The following is a 17822-nucleotide window of genomic DNA, read 5'->3' on the forward strand; positions in this document are numbered from 1 at the left end:
CCCATCAGATGAATCGCCTTCACGCCGGAACGCCTCCCGTCGGAGCCGTCGCCTTTACGCGCGGAGTGAGCGATGGACCGACCTCGATCGGCGAAAGCCCGCCGCCGACACGCTCCATCAGGTCGGCCAAATCCTCCGCGGCATGCGGGCGGCCCACCGACAGCGACCGCGCTGCGGCGTTTGCGAGCGCCTGCGGGTCCTTGGCCATCACCTCGATCTGGCGGGCGAGGACGTCGGGCGTGAACTGCTCCTCGATAATCGTACGCGCGCCGCCCGCCTGCGTGATGTCGCGGGCGTTGGCGGTCTGGTGATCGTCGGTTGCCGACGGATAGGGAATCAGGATCGCCGGCCGGCCAGCGGCGGTCAGCTCGGCGACGGTCGAAGCACCGGAGCGCGCGATTACGAGATGCGCCTCGGCAATCTTCGAGGGCATGTCCTCGATATAGGTCATCAGTTCCGCCGGAATGCCGAGAAGCGCGTAGCGACCCCGGACCTCGTCGATGTCGTTGGGCCGGCACTGCTGAACGACCTGAAGGCGATGGCGAAGCGACGGATCGAGCATGCCGAGGCCTTCCGGCACGACCTTGCTCAATACCGTCGCGCCCTGGCTCCCGCCCGTCACGAGGATCTTGAACGGCGCATATTCATCGAAGGCCGGGAACGGCTGCTCGCCAAGCCGCGCAATCTCGTCGCGGACCGGATTGCCGACGAGGATGACCTTGTCCTCAAGCCTCTTCTTCAGCCGCTCGACCTGCGTGTACGCAGTGCCGATGGCCACGGCGTCGCCAGCGAGAAAGCGGTTTGCGCGACCGAGGACGGCATTCTGCTCGTGCAACACCGTCGGAATGCGCATGGCCGTGGCGGCGAGAAGCGAGGGGACGGCCGGGTATCCGCCGAAGCCGATCACGGCGTCCGGCCGATGGTCGCGATAGAGCATCCGCGCCTCACGCCGTCCTGCAAGCACGGAGCGCCCTGCGCGCAGCCAGCCGAGTGGCCCGCCGCCGAGCCTTCCCGCCGGCAGGATGTGCACCGGCACCCCCTCGAACAGGCCGGGGAAGCGCGCGCCGCGCTGATCGGTGATCAGAAGCACGCCGTGGCCGCGCTTCTTCAGCTCTGCCGCGAGCGCGTGCGCGGGGATCATGTGACCCCCGGTGCCTCCAGCGGCCAAAACGAAATTCATCAGGCGGTCTGCTCCCCGCTCCATTTCACGACATAGGGCGAGCGCGTCAGATACGGATTTCTGCGCGTGAAGGCGAGAAGCAAGCCCATGCCTATGGACAAGGCCAGCATCGAGCTTCCACCGTAGCTGATGAAAGGCAGCGTCATGCCCTTCGACGGGGCAAGCTGGACGTTGACCATCATGTTGATGAGCGCCTGCAAGCCGAACTCGATGACAAGACCAGCGGCGGCGAGAAGCGCGAAGCTGTTGTCCTCGTCGAGCAGCTTGATCAGCACGCGCGCGACGATCGTCAGATAGAGGCAGGCGATGGCGAGGCACGCGATCAGGCCGAACTCCTCGCCGATGACCGAGAAGATGTAGTCGGTGTGCGGCTCCGGCAGGCCGAACTTGCGCGTGCCGGCGCCCGGGCCCATGCCGAACAGGCCGCCTGCAGTCAGCGTCCGCATGGCGTTCTCTACCTGGAAATTGTCGCCCTCGCCGAAGAGGAAGCCATCGATGCGAACGGTCGCCACGGGATAGAAGAAGTAGGCGAGGATGACGCCCACCACTGCGGCTGCCGCGAGAATGCCAAGCACCCGCAGCGACACGCCGGCAAGGGCAAGCATCGCGATCCATACACTGGCGAAGATGATGGTCGAGCCGAAGTCCGGCTGCTTCATGAGAAGCACTGCGACGGCGCCGACGAGCACCGCCGAAAGCGGGAAGATGGGCAATGACTTATCCTGCTCACGGAGCGACAGGAGCCAGGCCATCGAGACGACGAAGAAGGGCTTGAGGAATTCCGACGGCTGAAGCTGCCCGATGCCGATGTCGATCCAGCGCGTCGCGCCGTTCACCTCGGGGCCAAGGATCGGCACGAAGATCAGCAGCGTGAAGAAGATTGCAGCGCCGACGAGCGACATGCGCTTCGCGCGTTCGCGCGACATCATCGAGATGGCGATCATCACCGGCACGCCGACGCCGATCCACACGATCTGGCGATAGAAGTAATGCAGCTCGGAGAACCGGACGGAGCCGCCGGAATAGCGCTCTCCCGCTGCAGGCGAGGCGGCCGCGACTGCGATCAAGCCCATTCCGATGAGGACCGCGAGCAGCAGCAAAAGGACCTTGTCGATCTCCCAGAACCAGCGGCCGACGGCAGAGGTATCGGACCGGCCATAGTTGCTTGGGTCGAGCCGAGCGGCCTTCGCCTTGATCTGTCCTGAGATGCTTCCGATCATAACGCCCCCACCAGGTCCCGGAACCTGTCCCCCCGCTGCTCGAAGTCCTTGAACTGGTCGAACGACGCGCAGGCGGGAGAGAGTAGAACGGTATCGCCCGGCTGTGAATCCTCCGCGGCGTGATTCAGCGCATTTTCAAGCGTTTCGCAGTTTGAGACCGGCATGTGCGGAGCAAGCAACTTCGCGAACAATTCACCGGCCTCTCCGATCGTGTAGGCGGAGCGGACGTGCGCAAAGTGCGGAGCGCACTCGTCGAGCTCATCCGTCTTGGCCCGCCCGCCGAGGATCCAGCGGATCGACGGGAAGGCGGCGAGCGCCGGAGCAGTCGCGGTCGGGTTGGTCGCCTTGCTGTCGTTTACGAACAGGACGCCGTCTTTCTCGCGGACGCGCTCCATGCGGTGCGGGAGGCCGGGATAGGTGCGGAGGCCCTTTTCGAACGCGTCACGATCTATCCCGAGGCTGCCGCAAACTCGTTCGGCGGCCCAAATATTTTGCGCGTTGTGAGGACCTTGGAGAGATGGGAACTCGTCCTGGTCCGCAAACACGATGGACTCGCCTTCGTTCGGGATATGCAAAGCTCCGGGGCCATCATTCAAATCGAATATCTTGTCCCTGATGGTGGTGTCATCAACGGCGACCACTGCCCAATGCTGATCGGTCTGCATCGCAAAAAGTCGCATCTTCGACGCAGCATAAGCCTCAAAGCTCTCGTACCGGTCGAGATGATCGGGCGTGATGTTGAGCAGCACCGCGACGTCGCAATCGAGGCTCTGCGTCAGATCGATCTGATAGCTGGAAAGCTCGAGCACATAGACACCACCTTCGGGGAGCGGGTCCTGCGCGAGGATCGGCAGGCCGATGTTGCCGCCCATCTCCGTCGGCACGCCCGCGGTCTTGAGGATATGATGGATGAGCGCGGTCGTCGTCGATTTGCCGTTGGTGCCGGTGATCCCGACGACCTTGTGCGGCGGAAGCTCGGGCCGGGCGCGGGCGAACAGCTCGATGTCGCCGATGATCTCGACGGCTGCGTCGCGGGCGCGCTGGGCGATCGGATGGCGGTTGAGCGGCAGGCCGGGCGTGACGACCAGGCTGTCGAACTGGCTGAGATCCGCTTCGTCCAGATTTGCGATCTCGGTCCCGGCAGGCGCGTTCGCCCTCGCCTGTTCCTTCGCGTCCCAGGCGGTGACGTGCGCGCCGCTGGCGAGCAGCGCCTCTGCCGTCGCCAAGCCCGACCGAGCGAGACCGTAAACTGCGTAATGCTTGCCGGCGAAGGCCTTGGCGGTGATCACCGAAGCTTGAGGGTAGCGAGGCCCGCCAGCGCGAGCACGAAGCTGATGATCCAAAAGCGGATGACGACCGTCGGCTCCGACCAGCCGAGATGCTCAAAATGGTGGTGGATCGGCGCCATCCGGAAGACGCGCTTGCCGGTCCTTTTGTAGAAGAAGACCTGGATCACCACGGACAGCGCCTCGATCACGAACAGTCCGCCGATGATCGCCAGAACGAACTCATGGTGCGTCGCGACCGCGATGGCTCCGAGCGCGCCGCCTAGCGCGAGGCTGCCGGTGTCACCCATAAAGACCGCCGCCGGCGGCGCGTTGAACCAGAGGAAGGCGAGGCCCGCGCCGACGATGGCGAGGCACAAAACGCTGAGGTCGCCCACGCCGAGCACGTGCGGAATGCCGAGGTATTCGGCGAAGCGCGCGTTGCCGACAAGGTACGAGATCAAAAGGAAGGCGATGCTGGCGATGATCACCGGCATGGTCGCAAGCCCGTCGAGCCCGTCGGTCAGGTTCACCGCATTGCCGAACGCGACGATCACGAACGCACCGAACGCGATGTAGAACCAGCCGAGGTCGATCACCGGACCTTGGACGAATGGCAGGTAGAGGTTCGTTGTCCCGGCCCTCACGATTAGCCAGGTCGCGAAGCCGGCGATGAGGAATTCCAGCGCGAGCCGCGTCCTGCCGGACAGGCCCGCGTGATGGGCCTTCTTCACCTTGTCGTAGTCGTCGAGGAAACCGATCAGGCCGAAGCCTCCCGTTACCAGCAGGCATGCCCAGACGTAGGGGTTTCGAAGGTCCATCCACAGCAGGACCGACGTCGCGACCGAAATGAGGATCAGCAGGCCGCCCATGGTCGGCGTGCCACGCTTGGCGAGGTGGCTTTGCGGGCCGTCGGCGCGGATGGGCTGACCCTTCCCCTGGCGGACGCGCAGGTAGGAAATCAGCCAAGGGCCGAGCACCAGCCCGATCAGCAGCGCGGTCGCGCTCGCTGCACCAGCCCGGAAGCTGATGTAGCGAATGAGGTTGAAGATGCCCGGGAAACCGAGCTGTTCGGCGATCAGGTAGAGCATGTTTCTTTGAGCTCCCCTGACACTCGTTCCACCAGCTTCGCAAGGCCGACCGAGTTGGATGCCTTGACGAGTATCGCGTCCCCAGGCCGGATCATCGACAGCAAGGCTTCGGTCGCCTCGTCAACGTCCGCAGCGAGGTCGAGGCCGACACGACCGACGATCTTCTCCGCGAGCGGCCGCATCTCGTCCCCAATCAGGATTACGCGGTCGATGCGTGCGTCGAGGATGTTCGGCGCCAGGCCCGCATGCAGCGCGCTGCTGTGCTCTCCGAGCTCGCGCATCGGGCCCAGCACGGCGATACGCCGGTCGATGCCGATCTCGGCGCCGAGACTCCTCAGCGTCGCCGCCATCGAGGCCGGGTTGGCGTTGTAGCTCTCGTCGATCAGCAGGATCTCGCCGTCGGCCGTCTGAATAGTGTGACGCTCGCCGCGACCCTTGAGCCCGCCGAGGTCAGCCAAAGCGAGTCCGGCGACCGCAATATCCTGGCCGAGCGCTTCCACGGCAGCGAGAACCGCCAGCGAGTTCGACACCCAGTGCTCGCCCCGTTGCGAGATGGTGAAAGTCACCTCGCTCTGGAGAAGCGCGGCCGAGATGAGGCTTCCGCCGTCGCGGGAGCGCACCGCGTGAAGCGCGTGAACGTCCGCATCGCCATGGCCGAAGGTCAGGATGTTTTCGGCATAGCGGCGCGCTGCGCGTACCAGCCGGTCGCGGTGCGGCGTGTCGTTCGGGATGATCGCGGTGCCGCCGGTCTCCAGCCCTTCGAAGATCTCGGCCTTGGCGTCCGCAATGGCTTCCTCCGACCCGAGGTTCTCGATGTGCGCGGGCGCTATCGCCGTGATCAGCACCAGATGCGGGCGGACCTGCCGGGTCAGCGCGGCGATCTCTCCTTTGTTGTTCATGCCCATCTCGAGGACGGCGAATTCGGCCTCGCGGGGCATGCGGGCGAGGCTCAGCGGCACACCCGTATGGTTGTTGTAGCTCTTGACGGAGCGGTGCGCCTTGCCGCCGCTGACGCGGTCGAGCGCTGCGTAGAGTGCTTCCTTGGTGCTGGTCTTTCCAACGGAGCCGGTAACGCCGACGATGCGCGCCTGGGAGCGTTCGCGGGCCGCGCGGCCGAGCGCTTCGAGAGCCTTTGCAGTATCTTCGACAAGGATGTGCGGGCCGTCGACCGGTTGGGAAACGATCGCCCCCGCGGCTCCGGCGGCGAATGCTCCCGCGACGAACTTGTGCCCGTCGTAGACCGTGCCGGGCATGGCCACGAAGAGATCGCCCGGCTGAACTTCGCGGCTGTCGAAGGTCACACCGGAGACTTCAAAAGAGGCGCTCGCACGGCCGCCGGTGGCCGCCTCGATCTCGGCGGAAGTCCAGAGCGGGCTCACGCGGCACACTCCCGAGCAACCAAGGCATCGTCGAAGGGAAGCACTCGCTCGTTCGCGCCGGTGCCGATGATCTGGCCGGTCTCGTGACCCTTGCCCGCCACGAGGATGATGTCTCCGTCCACGGCGATGCGGATGGCTTCGGCAATGGCTTCGCGGCGACCGCCGATTTCCTTGGCCCCCGGCGCGCCCGCGAGGACGGCAGCGCGGATCGTGGCGGGATCCTCGCCGCGGGGGTTGTCGTCGGTGACGATGACGACGTCCGAGAGGCGCGCGGCGACCTCGCCCATCTCCGGACGCTTGCCCTGGTCGCGATCGCCGCCTGCACCGAAGACGGTGATCAAGCGGTTGCTGACGTGCGGGCGAAGCGCGGCAATCGCAGCCTCGAGCGCGTCAGGCGTGTGCGCATAGTCGATGTAGACCGGCGCTCCGGCGCGGCTGATGACGGCGCGCTCCAGCCTGCCGCGCACCGGAGCGAGCCGCTGCATGGCGGAGAAGACGGTCTCGAATTTGCTGCCGGTTGCCATAGCCAGGCCTGCCGCAACCAGGACGTTCGACGCCTGGTACGCACCGATCAAAGGCAGAGCGAGACGGTAGGTTCCTTCAGCAAAACGGATGACCAGCTTCTGGCCGAGCGCCGTCGGCTGCTGTTCGACCAGCTGGATCGTCTCGCCCGCGCGCCCGACGGTCATCAGGGCGATGCCGCGGCGGCGGACCCGCTCGATCACTTCGGCGGACTTGGGGTCGTCGGTCCAGACGACCGCCGTTCCGTCCTGCGGCAGAAGCTCGTCGAACAGCCGCATCTTCGCTTCGAAGTAGGCGTCCATCGACGGGTGATAGTCGAGGTGATCGCGGCTGAAGTTGGTGAAGGCCGCGGCCTTCAGCGGCACGCCTTCGGCGCGATGCTGGTCGAGTCCGTGCGACGACGCTTCGTAAGCGACATGGGAAATGCCCAAGCGCTTCAGGCCCGCCATATTGTTGAGGAAGGTGACGATGTCGGGCGTCGTCAGTCCTGTCTTCACCTGGTCGTCGGACGTGGTCACGCCGAGCGTCCCGATCGAGGCCGAGCGGTGGCCAGCCATACGCCAGAGCTGGCGCGTCATCTCGACGGTCGAAGTCTTTCCGTTGGTGCCGGTAACCGCCACGACCGTCTCGGGATACGGGCCGTAGAAGCGCGAGGCGAGCTGCGCGAACAGCCGCCGCGGCTCAGTGTCGGAGAGGCGCGGCACGTCCGGGACCGAAGCCTCCGAGCGTGCGACGACGGCCACCGCGCCGCGTTCGATCGCGAGGGCGATGAAGTCTTCGCCGTTGAAGACCGCGCCCTTGAAGGCGCCGAAGACGCTGCCCTGGACCACCTTGCGATGGTCGATGGCAAAACCCGTCACTTCTGAATCGCTGTCGACGCCCGCCAAATCCCGCAGCTTCACCGTCTTTAGTGCTCCGCCTTCTCGTGAACGTAGGGAAGCACAGCCGACATGTCGGGCTCGCGGTTCTTGTCCGGGCGCACACCGAGCATCGGGGCGATCCGGCTAACGGTGCGGCTGACCACCGGCGCGGCGTTCCAGCCGGCCGTGGTGAAGCCGTAAGTCTTCGGCGTTGCCTTGGGTTCGTCAAGCATCACGACGATCACATAGCGCGGGTCATCCATCGGGAACACACCCGCGAAGCTCGTGATATTGATCGACTGGCTATAGCGCCCGTTGATCAGTTTTTGGGCGGTGCCGGTCTTGCCGCCGATGCGGTAACCGGGAGCATCCGCGTTCTTGCCGGTGCCCTTCGTGACCACGAGCCGCAGCAGCGAGCGCATCTTGTAGCTCGTCTCCTCCGAGAAGACGCGGCGGCCCGGCGGACGCGGATTGCCCGGCCCACGCTTGAGGATCGTCGGCGGATGGTAGACGCCGTTGTCGAACAGCGTCGCGTAACCCATCGCCAGCTGCAGCGGTGCAACTGCGATGCCCTGACCGAAGCCGATAGTCATGGTCTCGAAGGGTCCCCAGCGCGATCCCGGGTTCAGCGCGCGGCCCCGCTCCCTGAGCTCGATCTCGACCCTGTCGAGGAAGCCCATCTTCTTGAGCCATTCCTTCTGACGCTCCTTGCCGAGCTGGTCGGCAATCTGCGCAGTGCCGATGTTGGAGCTTTCCATCATGATCTCGGCCACCGTGCAGGCGCGGCCGAAAGGATGGGTATCGTGAACCACATGGCCATAGACCGGCAGCGCGTTCGGGCAGTTGTAGACTTGGCCGACCGACTTGATGACGCCGGAGTCCATCGCCATCGCGACCGTGAAGGGCTTGAAGGTCGAGCCGAGCTCGAACACGCCGAGCGTGGCCCGGTTGAAGTGCGCCTCGGGCGTGCCCTGCCCTGGAGTGTTGGGATTGATTGACGGTAGGGACGTCATCGCCAGGACTTCGCCCGTGTGAACGTCCATCACTACGCCTGCAGCGCCGATCGCGGAGAATTCGGTCACCGCCGCGTTCAGCTCGAATTCGAGCGCTTGCTGAACCTTGCTAGAAATCGAAAGGACCAGCGGCTGGCCGCGCGTGGCGGCCTCGGACAGATGCTTGTCGAAGGCCCGCTCGGCGCCCGCCGCGCCATGCCCGTCGATATCGGTGAAGCCGATGACGTGGGAAGCAAGGGTCGTCTGCGGGTACAGGCGATCGGGCTCGCGCTCGAGCGCGAGGCCGGGCTCTCCGATCGCATTGACGGCTTCAACCAGGCTCGGCGCCGCGCGGCGGCGGAGAAAGTAGAAGCTCTTGTCCGAGCGGAGCATCGCAAAATAGGCCGCCTCGTCCCGTTCGGGCATGAGCTCGGCGAGCCGCCTTGCCAGCGCCAGCTTGTCGCCGATGACCTTCTTCGGCCACAGCCCGATGGTCCAGGCATCGATGGTACGGGCGAGCGGAGCACCGTCGCGGTCGACGATGTCCCCACGTTCGGGCACGAGCGCCGTCAGCCCGCGCTTCGCCCCCGCATGGTCACCGAAGGCGGCGAGATAGAGGATGCGCAAGGCGATGATCGCGATGATGCCGGCGTAGACCAGCAGGCCGAACATCAGCCGCTGGTGCATCATGCCGAGGATCTGGCGCCGCTGCCCGACAAGTCGGAGCCGCTCGGGCCGTGGTGCGACGAGAGCGGGAGTCGGAGCGTTCATCGGGCCGAGCCGGAATCCTTGGCTGTTTTCTTCGGGTTAGCCTTCGCGGGAAGCGGGGCCAGCGGATCGACCCTGGCGAGGCGCACCGGCTTTGTCACCGTCGCGGAAGCAGTCGCGGCTTTCTTATCCCCAGCTTTCTTGTCGGCGGCCGGCGCGGGCTTGCTCACCGCGACAGGCTTGCTCGTAGTGGCAGGCTTCGCGGGCTTCTGCAGCGCTTCAACTTTCGGAGCCACCGACTTCGGAGTTGGAGCCGGAGGCGCTTCGACCGTCTCCCGCATCGGAACCTTCAGGCTGGCTTCGCGCATGAGCCGAGATACCGGCACGGCGGTGACGCCCGCGCCGTCATCCGCGCCGTGCTCAGTCTCATTAAGCGGCGCGGACGGGGGACGCGGCGCGGGCGCCGAGGCGAGCACGACCGGCGCCTGAACGTCGAGTTTCTGTTCAGGCCGCGCGAGGCGCGCAAGCTGGAATCCACCTTCCAGGAACTGGTCGGCGGCCGGCGCCGACAAAGCGAGTACCTTGACGTTCCACCGCTCGAGCTGCGCGAGCCGGCCGCGCGTGCCGATTTCCGTCTGCAGCAGGCGGATGTCACGCTGTGCGAGAACGATCTTCGTCTCTACGTCCTCGAGGGAGGCGCGCTCCGAGGCGACGTTTAGGGAAACGAGATAGCAAGTCAGCGCAGCACCTGCGCACGTCGCGACCATGAACACCGAGCGGAAGCTACGGGCGGCGCTCATTTCTTGTCTCCTGTACTCTTCCACGCTGGAGCCGAGGTGCGGATCGCGCTGCGCAGCCGGGCGGAGCGCGACCGGGGGTTGCGTGCGATCTCGGCCTCCGATGGGCTGACCGGCTTCGCAACCCGTTCGAATGTTGGTGCGGGGCCTTGAACAACGACAGGGCGGTGACGCGACCCCGCTGGCGTCGCGCCGCTACGTTCACGGAAGAACCGCTTCACGATACGGTCCTCAAGACTGTGAAAGGTCACCACTGCAAGGCGGCCGCCGGGCTTCAGGGCACGCTCGGCGGCCGCCAGCCCACCCTCCAGCTCGTCGAGCTCGGCGTTCAGGTGAATGCGGATGGCCTGGAATGTCCGGGTCGCAGGATCGCTTTTCTGGCCCTGCCGATAGCCGACGGCGCGGCGGACGATCGCCGCAAGCTCGCCGGTGCGCTCGATCGGCCGGTTGGCGACAATGGCGCGAGCGATCGCGCGAGCGCGCGGCTCCTCGCCATAGTCGCGCAGCACGCGAACGATCTCGGCCTCGTCGGCCTCGTTGAGGAAGTCGGCGGCCGTCGGGCCGGCCTTTTCCATGCGCATGTCGAGCGGACCGTCGGCCGAGAAGGAAAAGCCGCGGTCCGCTCTGTCCAGTTGCATCGAGGAGACGCCGATATCGAGCGTGATCGCATCGACGAGGCCGATGCCCCGTTCCGCAAGCACGCGGTCCATCTGGCTGAATCGATCCTCGACCAGCGTCAGTCGTGAGTCTGGGACGAGTGATCGACCAGCTTCGATCGCCTCGGGGTCGCGATCGAAAGCGATCACTCGTCCCGCCCCCACCCGAAGCAGCGCGGACGTATAGCCGCCTGCCCCAAAAGTTCCGTCGACCGCGGTCTCGCCCTCATGGAGGGCCATCGCGGTTACGACTTCCTCGAGAAGCACCGGCACGTGCGGCGCGGTTGCGTCACGGCCGGTCATGCCTTCAGCCCCTTCTCTTCCAGGCGGAAGCGGGCGATGTCCTTCATATCGTCCGGAATGCGCGCGTCCTTCAGGAACGCGGTCGGGTTCCAGATCTGAAACGTCTCGCCGGTGCCGAGGAACAGTGCGAGATCCTCGAGGCCGCCCTTACGGCGCATCATCGGCGGGAGGACGATGCGGCCGGACGGGTCGTACGGGACCTCTTCCGTCGCCGCGAAGGCCATCAGGTTGCGCTGCTGATATTCGAGCTGCGCGTCGGCGCTCGTCTCTTCTTTCTCGAGCAACCGCTCCAGCTTCGCGTGCTTCAGCGCGGCGTATGCGGGGTCATAGGCGCTGAGACAGGGGAAGGCTTCGTGCTTGGCGAGGACGATCGTGCGGGAATCGCCGCGGCGCTCGATCACGGAGCGAAGGAATGCGGGAACGGATACGCGGCCCTTTGCGTCGACCGCGTTCAGTGCGCTGCCTTGAAACAGATGCTCTAGCGCCACGTCCAATTCCCCGTTCGCAGCGCAAAGCTTTCCCGTTCACGGACGCACGGCATCGCCGCGCTTCCGCGCCCAAACACACAGGCATTGGGGTCAGCCCCGCACTACCCGATGTTGGTAACTCAACGGGTTTGGGGACTCAATGGATTTTGATGCCATTTCATGGGTTTTTATGCCCAAAGGCGGATTTCTGCGGCTTTTTTACCTCAAATCGACGGGATGTTCTTGAACTGTTCTACCTCTTTGATCCTGTGGATAAGTCTGTGCGCAGACCGAATCGGAGAATCAACCGGCAAGTCACTGGCGACTCAGTGTTCCAGCCGGCCGAGTTCGGCGAGCAGCGCCTGAAGGTTGGATGAGCCTTCGTCGCCAAACCGCTCGACGTTGAGAAAATCGGCATCGGCGATCACGGTTGCCCGCCCCTTCCCGATACGGCAGTGCGCGACCAGCCGGTCGGCTGCGATCTGACAGGCCCCGATCAGGGCGCCTGGAGATGCCGTTTGGATGGTACGGCTTCCGAGGCTGCGCTGCTCGACGCTCGATTGTTCGGGAGGTTGCAGACGCAGGCCCCAATGCAACAGCAGCCCAGTGTCCGCGAACGCGGGCGGCGGCCTCAACTTGTCGCCGAGCGGCCGCTCGCTTGGCCAATCCAGGCGCGGGTCGGCAAGGAGCAGGATGCGCCCACCTTGCCGCACCCAGTCGTCAAGCGCGACGAGGTCTTCTGCGGGCTGCGCCAGTGGATGCGCCATCAGCAAGAGCTTTGCCTGGCGGAGCGAAGCGGGGTCTGTCGTGCCAATGGGTACGACATGGTACCGGCTGTCGAGCGCCTGCAAAGCGGGCGAACCCCCGGATTTCAGCGTGAACTCTTCAGCGAAGACCAAGGGAAGGCTGGTGACCAGCAGCAACGGCGGCCGCTCGTTTTCCGGGCGAGGCGAAACGGCGCGCGATGCGTCGCGGCTGGTGACCGCAATTGCGGCGGCCCCAGCCAGAGCGAGCGCGGCCGCCGCGAAAGTCCAGACCCGCGCGCCGCGGCGCATCGTCACTGTTTGTTCGTGGAGCCGTTGTCCGTCGGTTCGGCACCTGGCGCGACACCGAGCTGCGCCATCGGCTCGCTAGGATCCGCTTCGTTCGAGACTGTGTTGGTCGGCGTAGGCGAGTTCTCGCGACTTGCCCTGCTGATGACGGATCCCATCAGGACAATCAGGAAGGCAATCGCGAGGCCAGTAAGCCCATAACGTATGCGCTGAGCGGTCGTGCCGGCGTCTGCAGCCATTGTGTTTGGAAGCTATGGCCCGAGACGGTACAATGCAAGCAGGTGCCTTGACGTTCTACACTCCGGTTGTGAAAGGCAACGATATGACTCGCCCCCTCACAATCCTCACGCTCGTTGCGGTCGCCGCGCTAGCCGGCTGTAACAATGAAGACCACACCATCGTTGCCGGGCCTGGAGCCGACGATGAGCCGATGAACAACGTCGGTGTCGTTCTTCCGCCGTCAATCAACGCCAGCAAGGTCTATCGCTGCAAGGACAACAGCGTCGTCTACCTCGACTGGCTGTCCGACGGCTCCGCGCGCGCGAAAAAGGATCGTAACGACGTCGGGACCTCGATCCCGGCCGGCGACGCTTCGCTCACGGGCGATGCTGCAGCTTCTTCGATCACCTACAAAGGCCAGAGCTGCAAGGCTTAAGCCGCAATCCAAGCAATTCAAACGGCGCGGGATGCTCTCCCGCGTCGTTTTCGTTTCAGCTCAGGCGGGTTCGGCCTGCTTCTGGGCCGAGCCCATCTGCTCCATCCGCCGCTGCATCTCGTCCGGCTGCACTTCCTCGACATGGGTAGCGAGGCTCCATTGGTGTCCGAACGGGTCGACGAGCGTGCCCATGCGGTCGCCCCAGAACTGGTTTTCCAGCGGCCGCTGCTGCGTGGCGCCCGCATTGATCGCCTTGTTGAAGGCCTCATCGACATTGTCGACGTAGAGCAGAATGCTCGAGGTCGGACCGCCGCGGCTCTTCGGGCCCAGGTGACCCATGTCCGGGAATTCGTCGGCGAGCATGACGACGCTGTCTCCGATCTGGAGCTCGGCATGGCCAATGCGGTCGCCCATCGGTAGCCGGAATTTTTCCGTCGCCCCGAACGCTCGTCCGTAGAATTTGATTGCGGCATTCGCATCGTCGACGACGAGGTAAGGCGTGACACTGTGATAGCCTTCAGGAATGGGCTTCGGCATGTGACTTCTCCTCTCCCCCGCCCGCCAGAACCTTACAGCCGCGCAACGAGTCGCCCCAAGGGCTGCGCCTGCCGTTCGTCGCAACCTAGCCGCCGCTGGCAGACGGGGCTAAGGGGCCGCCCATGGACGTTCTCGAAGCTCCCCGCATCACGCCGCAGATGGTCGCCGATCACGGACTTTCGCCCGAGGAATACAATCGCATCCTGAATGCGCTCGGCCGCGAACCGAACCTCGTCGAGCTCGGCATCTTCTCCGTCATGTGGTCGGAGCATTGCAGCTACAAGAGCTCGCGCTTCCACCTGAAGAAGCTTCCCACCGAGGCCTCATGGGTTATCCAGGGTCCGGGCGAGAATGCGGGCGTCATCGACATCGGCGACGGCGATGCGGCCATCTTCAAGATGGAGAGCCACAACCATCCGTCCTACATCGAGCCTTACCAGGGCGCCGCGACGGGCGTCGGCGGAATCTTGCGCGACGTCTTCACCATGGGCGCGCGCCCGGTCGCGAACCTCAACGCGCTTCGCTTCGGCCGGCCCGACCATCCGAAGATGCGCCACCTGATTGCCGGCGTCGTCCACGGCATTGGCGGCTATGGCAATTGCGTTGGCGTCCCCACCGTCGGCGGCGAGGTCAATTTCGACGCCGCCTATGACGGCAACATCCTCGTCAACGCCATGACCGTCGGCGTCGCGAAGACGGACAAGATCTTCTACTCAGCGGCGACGGGCATCGGGAATCCGATCGTCTACGTCGGCTCGAAGACCGGCCGCGACGGCATTCACGGCGCGACTATGGCCAGCGCCGACTTCGACGAGAATAGCGACGAGAAGCGTCCGACCGTGCAGGTCGGTGATCCCTTCACCGAAAAGCTGCTAATCGAAGCCTGTCTCGAGTTGATGGCAACCGATGCCATCGTCGCCATCCAGGACATGGGCGCCGCGGGTCTCACCTCATCCTCCGTCGAAATGGCGTCGAAGGGCGGCGCGGGCATCCGCCTCGACATGAACAAGGTGCCGTGCCGCGAGGAGGGCATGACCCCGTACGAAATGATGCTGAGCGAGAGCCAGGAGCGCATGCTCATGGTGCTGAAGCCAGGCAAGGAACCCATGGCCGAAGCCATCTTCCGCAAGTGGGAGCTCGACTTCGCGGTCATCGGCGAAGTCACCGACACCGGTCACATGGTGCTGGAGTGGAATCGGGAGGTCGTTTGCGACATCCCGCTCGGCCCTCTGGCCGACGAGGCGCCCTGCTATGAGCGGCCCTACATCAGCCAGGACGAGTATAAGTCGTGGGCGGGCGTGAAGCCGCTGGAGAGCGTGCCCGAAAGCACGGACATCGCGGCCGACCTGCTGAAGCTGATGGGATCGCCGAACCTCGCCAGCCGCCGCTGGATCTGGGAGCAATATGATCAGTCCGTTGGCGCGGACACGGTGCAGAAGCCGGGAGGCGACGCAGCTGTCGTGCGCGTGCACGGGACGAAGAAGGCGCTGGCGATCAGCACGGACTGCACGCCGCGCTACGTCTATGCCGACCCGCTCGAGGGCGGAAAGCAGGCGATCGCCGAAGCCTATCGCAACCTCTGCGCGGTCGGCGCGAAGCCGCTGGCGGTCACCAACTGCCTCAACTTCGGCAACCCGCAGCGCCCGGAGATTATGGCCCAGTTCGTCGGCGCGCTGGAGGGCATGGGCGAAGCCTGCCGCGCGCTCGACTTCCCAATCGTGAGCGGCAACGTCAGCCTCTATAATGAGAGCAAGGCGACGGGCGGTGGAAGCGCGATCTTGCCGACGCCGGCGATCGGCGGCGTGGGATTGCTCGACGACTGGGAGAAGAGCGCTACGATCGCGTTCAAGGCGGCGGGCGAGCACGTCATCCTCATCGGGCATAGTGACAGCCATGCGGGCCAGTCGCTGTGGCTCGACGTCTGTCACGGCCGCCGCGAAGGCACGCCGCCACCGGTCGACCTGGACGCCGAGCGCCGCGCGGGTGAATGCATCCGCAAGCTCATTGCCGACGCTCTTGTCACCGCGGTGCACGATTGTGCCGACGGCGGTGCCGCAGTTGCGGTCGCGGAGATGGCGCTTGCCGGGAAGATCGGCATGACCATGACAGTCGTTCCGCAGATTCCGAACCCCGCTGCGATCCTCTTCGGCGAGGATCAGGGTCGTTACGTCGTGACCACCACCGACCCCGATCGCGTCCGCGCGCTCGCCAATGACGCGCAGCTCTTCGCAGTACCGATCGGCACGACCGGCGGCGACGCACTGACGTTCGACCTCGTAGATCGTGGCGGCCCGCAGACCGTTGCGCTGAGCGACCTCCGCGCGGCCCACGAAGGCTTCTTCCCCAAGCTGATGGGAGCCGACGCGGCGCTCGCTTGACTTGAGCGGAGCAGGGACCCAGCCTCCCTCCATCGAGGGGGAGGCTCCATGCTCAAACCGATCGCCGTTGCGACCGCCGTCAGCGGCACGCTCGACATCCTGTTCGCAATGATCCTGACTGTCTGGTTCGGCCGCGAGATTGGAAACATGTTGCGGTTCGTGGCCTCGGGCCCGTTCCCCGCCGCGACGGAGATGGGGGCGAGCGGCGCGATCCTCGGCGTGGTGGTCCACTTCGCGCTGATGGCGATCATGGCGGCCGTCTTCATGCTGATCGTGTGCGAGCGGCCTCGGCTCCTCGAAAGCCCGATCCTCGCCGGGATCGGCTACGGCCTCCTGACCTACGCGGTCATGAACCTGATCGCGGTTCCGATCCGCTTCGGAACGCCGCTGCCGCCGAAGCCTATCTCCATTGCGACACAGTTGTTCGCTCACATCTGCCTGGTCGGCATCCCGATGGCCCTCGTCGCCGCACGATACCTGCGACCGAAACACGCGTGACGGCCGGGTACTCCGGCACTCCGCTCGCGAAGAAGCTGTCGCTCAAGGATGGGATGCGCGTCTGGCGCGAGGGCATGCCCGACAGTGTCGCGCATGAGATCGCATCGGAAGGGCTCGCGCTCGACCTGCTCACCGTTGCCGAAGCGCCGATTGATGCGGCGCACGTCTTCGTTACCGAGCCGGCAATGCTGGAAGAACGCCTGCGCCAACTCATGCCGCTCCTTTCCGCGTCCGGTTTCATCTGGGTAGCTGGCCCAAGAAGGCATCGAAGGTCGCGACCGACATCACCGAGGACACGATCCGTGACGTCTGCCTGCCGACGGGCCTGGTCGATGTGAAGGTCTGCGCGGTCGATGCGACGTGGTCGGGGCTGAAGCTGATGAAGCGTCGGACCTGATTTTACTTGCGAATGGTTCGCATTATCGATTATATCGATCTCCATGATCGTCTGCGTCTGCAATCGAATCACCGAGAGCGAAGTCCGCAAGGCCGCGCGCGCGGGCTCTACGACGCCTGAGGCTGCCTACGCCTGCCACGGCTGCGAAGTGCAGTGCGGATGCTGCCTCGACTATGCGCAGGAAGTGATCGACGAGGAGCACGCCAAGGCGCCACACCTCCGCCTGGTGAGCTGCAAGGCCGCCTGACCTCTCCTGCGACTGACTATCAGTCGCATGTTTTTCCCTGTTTTCCGCCATTCTTTGAGCTTCCCTAAGCTATATATGGGGAGTACAGCCTTCCGGCCGAACAGGGAGGCTTAGCGCATGAAGGGCGACGCCAAGGTCATCGAGCTTCTCAACGAGGCGCTCAAGGAAGAGCTGACGGCGATCAACCAATATTGGTTGCACTATCGCATGCTCGACAATTGGGGCGTGAAGCGGCTCGCCGAATATGAGCGTCACGAATCCATCGACGAGATGAAGCATGCCGACAGCCTCGCCGAGCGAATCCTTTTCCTCGACGGCCTGCCCAACTTCCAGGCGCTCGGCCGGCTCCGCATCGGCGAGAATGTCGAGGAGATCCTGAAGGCCGACATGGAAGCCGAGCAGCAGGGCGCCAAACTGTACCGCGACGTGATCCAACACGCCGAAAGCGTCCGCGACTACGTCACCCGCGACCTAGCGCGCAGCATCCTCGAGGACGAGGAGAAGCACATCGACTTCATCGAGACGCAGTTCGAGATGATCGCGCGCATGGGCCTCGAGAACTACATCCAGCTCCAGTCCAAGCCGGCCGAGGACTAGCGCCCACTGTCGTTAGCGGTT

Annotated in this window: 19 protein-coding genes; 6 read left to right on the plus strand and 13 right to left on the minus strand. The window is 64.9% G+C overall.

Annotated elements, in window-relative coordinates; genetic code table 11:
• Positions 1–19: 19 nt before the first annotated feature.
• The 12 genes from murG to LZ016_RS09145 form a co-directional block, all read right to left on the minus strand.
• Positions 20–1180 (minus strand): undecaprenyldiphospho-muramoylpentapeptide beta-N-acetylglucosaminyltransferase, encoded by a 1161-nt coding sequence (murG, locus tag LZ016_RS09090; protein WP_241447056.1) that lies wholly within the window; start codon positions 1178–1180, stop codon positions 20–22.
• Positions 1180–2400, minus strand: coding sequence for an FtsW/RodA/SpoVE family cell cycle protein (locus tag LZ016_RS09095; RefSeq protein WP_241447057.1), 1221 nt, complete (start codon positions 2398–2400; stop codon positions 1180–1182). Before LZ016_RS09095 ends, murG begins: the two co-directional genes overlap by 1 nt.
• Positions 2397–3689, minus strand: coding sequence for a UDP-N-acetylmuramoyl-L-alanine--D-glutamate ligase (gene murD / locus LZ016_RS09100; RefSeq protein ID WP_241447058.1), 1293 nt, complete (start codon positions 3687–3689; stop codon positions 2397–2399). The genes LZ016_RS09095 and murD overlap by 4 nt, the downstream gene beginning before the upstream one ends.
• Positions 3686–4756 (minus strand): phospho-N-acetylmuramoyl-pentapeptide-transferase, encoded by a 1071-nt coding sequence (gene mraY, locus LZ016_RS09105; protein ID WP_241447059.1) that lies wholly within the window; start codon positions 4754–4756, stop codon positions 3686–3688. The genes murD and mraY overlap by 4 nt, the downstream gene beginning before the upstream one ends.
• Positions 4744–6135 carry a UDP-N-acetylmuramoyl-tripeptide--D-alanyl-D-alanine ligase gene (locus tag LZ016_RS09110; protein WP_241447060.1) on the minus strand — a complete coding sequence of 464 codons (1392 nt, stop codon included), beginning with the start codon at positions 6133–6135 and terminating at the stop codon, positions 4744–4746. The genes mraY and LZ016_RS09110 overlap by 13 nt, the downstream gene beginning before the upstream one ends.
• Complete coding sequence (locus LZ016_RS09115; RefSeq protein ID WP_241447061.1) at positions 6132–7559, minus strand: UDP-N-acetylmuramoyl-L-alanyl-D-glutamate--2,6-diaminopimelate ligase; 1428 nt, start codon at positions 7557–7559, stop codon at positions 6132–6134. Before LZ016_RS09115 ends, LZ016_RS09110 begins: the two co-directional genes overlap by 4 nt.
• Before the next feature lie 5 nt (positions 7560–7564).
• Entirely contained in the window at positions 7565–9280 is a 1716-nt protein-coding gene (locus tag LZ016_RS09120; RefSeq protein ID WP_241447062.1) for a peptidoglycan D,D-transpeptidase FtsI family protein, read from the minus strand.
• A complete protein-coding gene (locus tag LZ016_RS09125) occupies positions 9277–10017 on the minus strand; it encodes a hypothetical protein (protein ID WP_241447063.1) in 741 nt (246 codons plus the stop codon). The genes LZ016_RS09120 and LZ016_RS09125 overlap by 4 nt, the downstream gene beginning before the upstream one ends.
• The gene (gene rsmH, locus LZ016_RS09130) at positions 10014–10973 is read right to left on the minus strand and encodes a 16S rRNA (cytosine(1402)-N(4))-methyltransferase RsmH (RefSeq protein ID WP_241447064.1); all 960 of its coding nucleotides are present in this window, start codon (positions 10971–10973) and stop codon (positions 10014–10016) included. The genes LZ016_RS09125 and rsmH overlap by 4 nt, the downstream gene beginning before the upstream one ends.
• A complete protein-coding gene (locus LZ016_RS15700; RefSeq protein ID WP_241447065.1) occupies positions 10970–11461 on the minus strand; it encodes a division/cell wall cluster transcriptional repressor MraZ in 492 nt (163 codons plus the stop codon). The genes rsmH and LZ016_RS15700 overlap by 4 nt, the downstream gene beginning before the upstream one ends.
• 305 nt (positions 11462–11766) lie before the next feature.
• Complete coding sequence (locus tag LZ016_RS09140) at positions 11767–12495, minus strand: GldG family protein (protein ID WP_241447066.1); 729 nt, start codon at positions 12493–12495, stop codon at positions 11767–11769.
• A gap of 2 nt (positions 12496–12497) precedes the next feature.
• Positions 12498–12731 carry a hypothetical protein gene (locus LZ016_RS09145; protein ID WP_241447067.1) on the minus strand — a complete coding sequence of 78 codons (234 nt, stop codon included), beginning with the start codon at positions 12729–12731 and terminating at the stop codon, positions 12498–12500.
• Positions 12732–12814: 83 nt separating this feature from the next.
• Here LZ016_RS09145 and LZ016_RS09150 point away from each other — a divergent pair, with 83 nt between their 5' ends.
• Complete coding sequence (locus LZ016_RS09150; RefSeq protein WP_241447068.1) at positions 12815–13147, plus strand: hypothetical protein; 333 nt, start codon at positions 12815–12817, stop codon at positions 13145–13147.
• Between the two features lie 60 nt (positions 13148–13207).
• On the opposite strand, the gene LZ016_RS09155 is transcribed toward LZ016_RS09150, so the two are convergent.
• Positions 13208–13684 carry a VOC family protein gene (locus LZ016_RS09155; RefSeq protein ID WP_241447069.1) on the minus strand — a complete coding sequence of 159 codons (477 nt, stop codon included), beginning with the start codon at positions 13682–13684 and terminating at the stop codon, positions 13208–13210.
• 122 nt (positions 13685–13806) lie between these two features.
• Between LZ016_RS09155 and purL the strand changes: the two genes are divergently transcribed.
• From purL to bfr, 5 genes are all read left to right on the plus strand, one after another.
• On the plus strand, positions 13807–16062 hold the full coding sequence (gene purL, locus LZ016_RS09160) for a phosphoribosylformylglycinamidine synthase subunit PurL (RefSeq protein WP_241447070.1): 2256 nt from the start codon (positions 13807–13809) through the stop codon (positions 16060–16062).
• A 48-nt stretch (positions 16063–16110) separates the two neighbouring features.
• Positions 16111–16560, plus strand: a complete 450-nt coding sequence (locus tag LZ016_RS09165; protein ID WP_241447071.1) for a hypothetical protein — start codon at positions 16111–16113, stop codon at positions 16558–16560.
• The gene (locus LZ016_RS09170; RefSeq protein ID WP_366512897.1) at positions 16557–16898 is read left to right on the plus strand and encodes a hypothetical protein; all 342 of its coding nucleotides are present in this window, start codon (positions 16557–16559) and stop codon (positions 16896–16898) included. The genes LZ016_RS09165 and LZ016_RS09170 overlap by 4 nt, the downstream gene beginning before the upstream one ends.
• A 102-nt stretch (positions 16899–17000) precedes the next feature.
• Entirely contained in the window at positions 17001–17204 is a 204-nt protein-coding gene (locus tag LZ016_RS09175) for a (2Fe-2S)-binding protein (protein WP_241447072.1), read from the plus strand.
• A gap of 117 nt (positions 17205–17321) precedes the next feature.
• Positions 17322–17801 carry a bacterioferritin gene (gene bfr / locus LZ016_RS09180; RefSeq protein ID WP_241447073.1) on the plus strand — a complete coding sequence of 160 codons (480 nt, stop codon included), beginning with the start codon at positions 17322–17324 and terminating at the stop codon, positions 17799–17801.
• The last annotated feature ends 21 nt before the right edge of the window (positions 17802–17822 follow it).

Source organism: Sphingomonas telluris, assembly GCF_022568775.1.
Classification (GTDB): Bacteria; Pseudomonadota; Alphaproteobacteria; order Sphingomonadales; family Sphingomonadaceae; genus Sphingomicrobium; species Sphingomicrobium telluris.

Bases quoted from the DNA above. Each gene is read 5' to 3' on its own strand.
- murG (WP_241447056.1), bottom strand. From the start codon at position 1,180: ATGAATTTCGTTTTGGCCGCTGGAGGCACCGGGGGTCACATGATCCCC.
- purL (WP_241447070.1), top strand. From the start codon at position 13,807: ATGGACGTTCTCGAAGCTCCCCGCATCACGCCGCAGATGGTCGCCGAT.
- LZ016_RS09140 (WP_241447066.1), bottom strand. From the start codon at position 12,495: ATGCGCCGCGGCGCGCGGGTCTGGACTTTCGCGGCGGCCGCGCTCGCT.
- LZ016_RS09145 (WP_241447067.1), bottom strand. From the start codon at position 12,731: ATGGCTGCAGACGCCGGCACGACCGCTCAGCGCATACGTTATGGGCTT.
- bfr (WP_241447073.1), top strand. From the start codon at position 17,322: ATGAAGGGCGACGCCAAGGTCATCGAGCTTCTCAACGAGGCGCTCAAG.
- LZ016_RS09165 (WP_241447071.1), top strand. From the start codon at position 16,111: ATGCTCAAACCGATCGCCGTTGCGACCGCCGTCAGCGGCACGCTCGAC.
- LZ016_RS09150 (WP_241447068.1), top strand. From the start codon at position 12,815: ATGACTCGCCCCCTCACAATCCTCACGCTCGTTGCGGTCGCCGCGCTA.
- rsmH (WP_241447064.1), bottom strand. From the start codon at position 10,973: ATGACCGGCCGTGACGCAACCGCGCCGCACGTGCCGGTGCTTCTCGAG.
- LZ016_RS09155 (WP_241447069.1), bottom strand. From the start codon at position 13,684: ATGCCGAAGCCCATTCCTGAAGGCTATCACAGTGTCACGCCTTACCTC.
- LZ016_RS09095 (WP_241447057.1), bottom strand. From the start codon at position 2,400: ATGATCGGAAGCATCTCAGGACAGATCAAGGCGAAGGCCGCTCGGCTC.
- LZ016_RS09120 (WP_241447062.1), bottom strand. From the start codon at position 9,280: ATGAACGCTCCGACTCCCGCTCTCGTCGCACCACGGCCCGAGCGGCTC.
- mraY (WP_241447059.1), bottom strand. From the start codon at position 4,756: ATGCTCTACCTGATCGCCGAACAGCTCGGTTTCCCGGGCATCTTCAAC.
- LZ016_RS09175 (WP_241447072.1), top strand. From the start codon at position 17,001: ATGATCGTCTGCGTCTGCAATCGAATCACCGAGAGCGAAGTCCGCAAG.
- LZ016_RS09125 (WP_241447063.1), bottom strand. From the start codon at position 10,017: ATGAGCGCCGCCCGTAGCTTCCGCTCGGTGTTCATGGTCGCGACGTGC.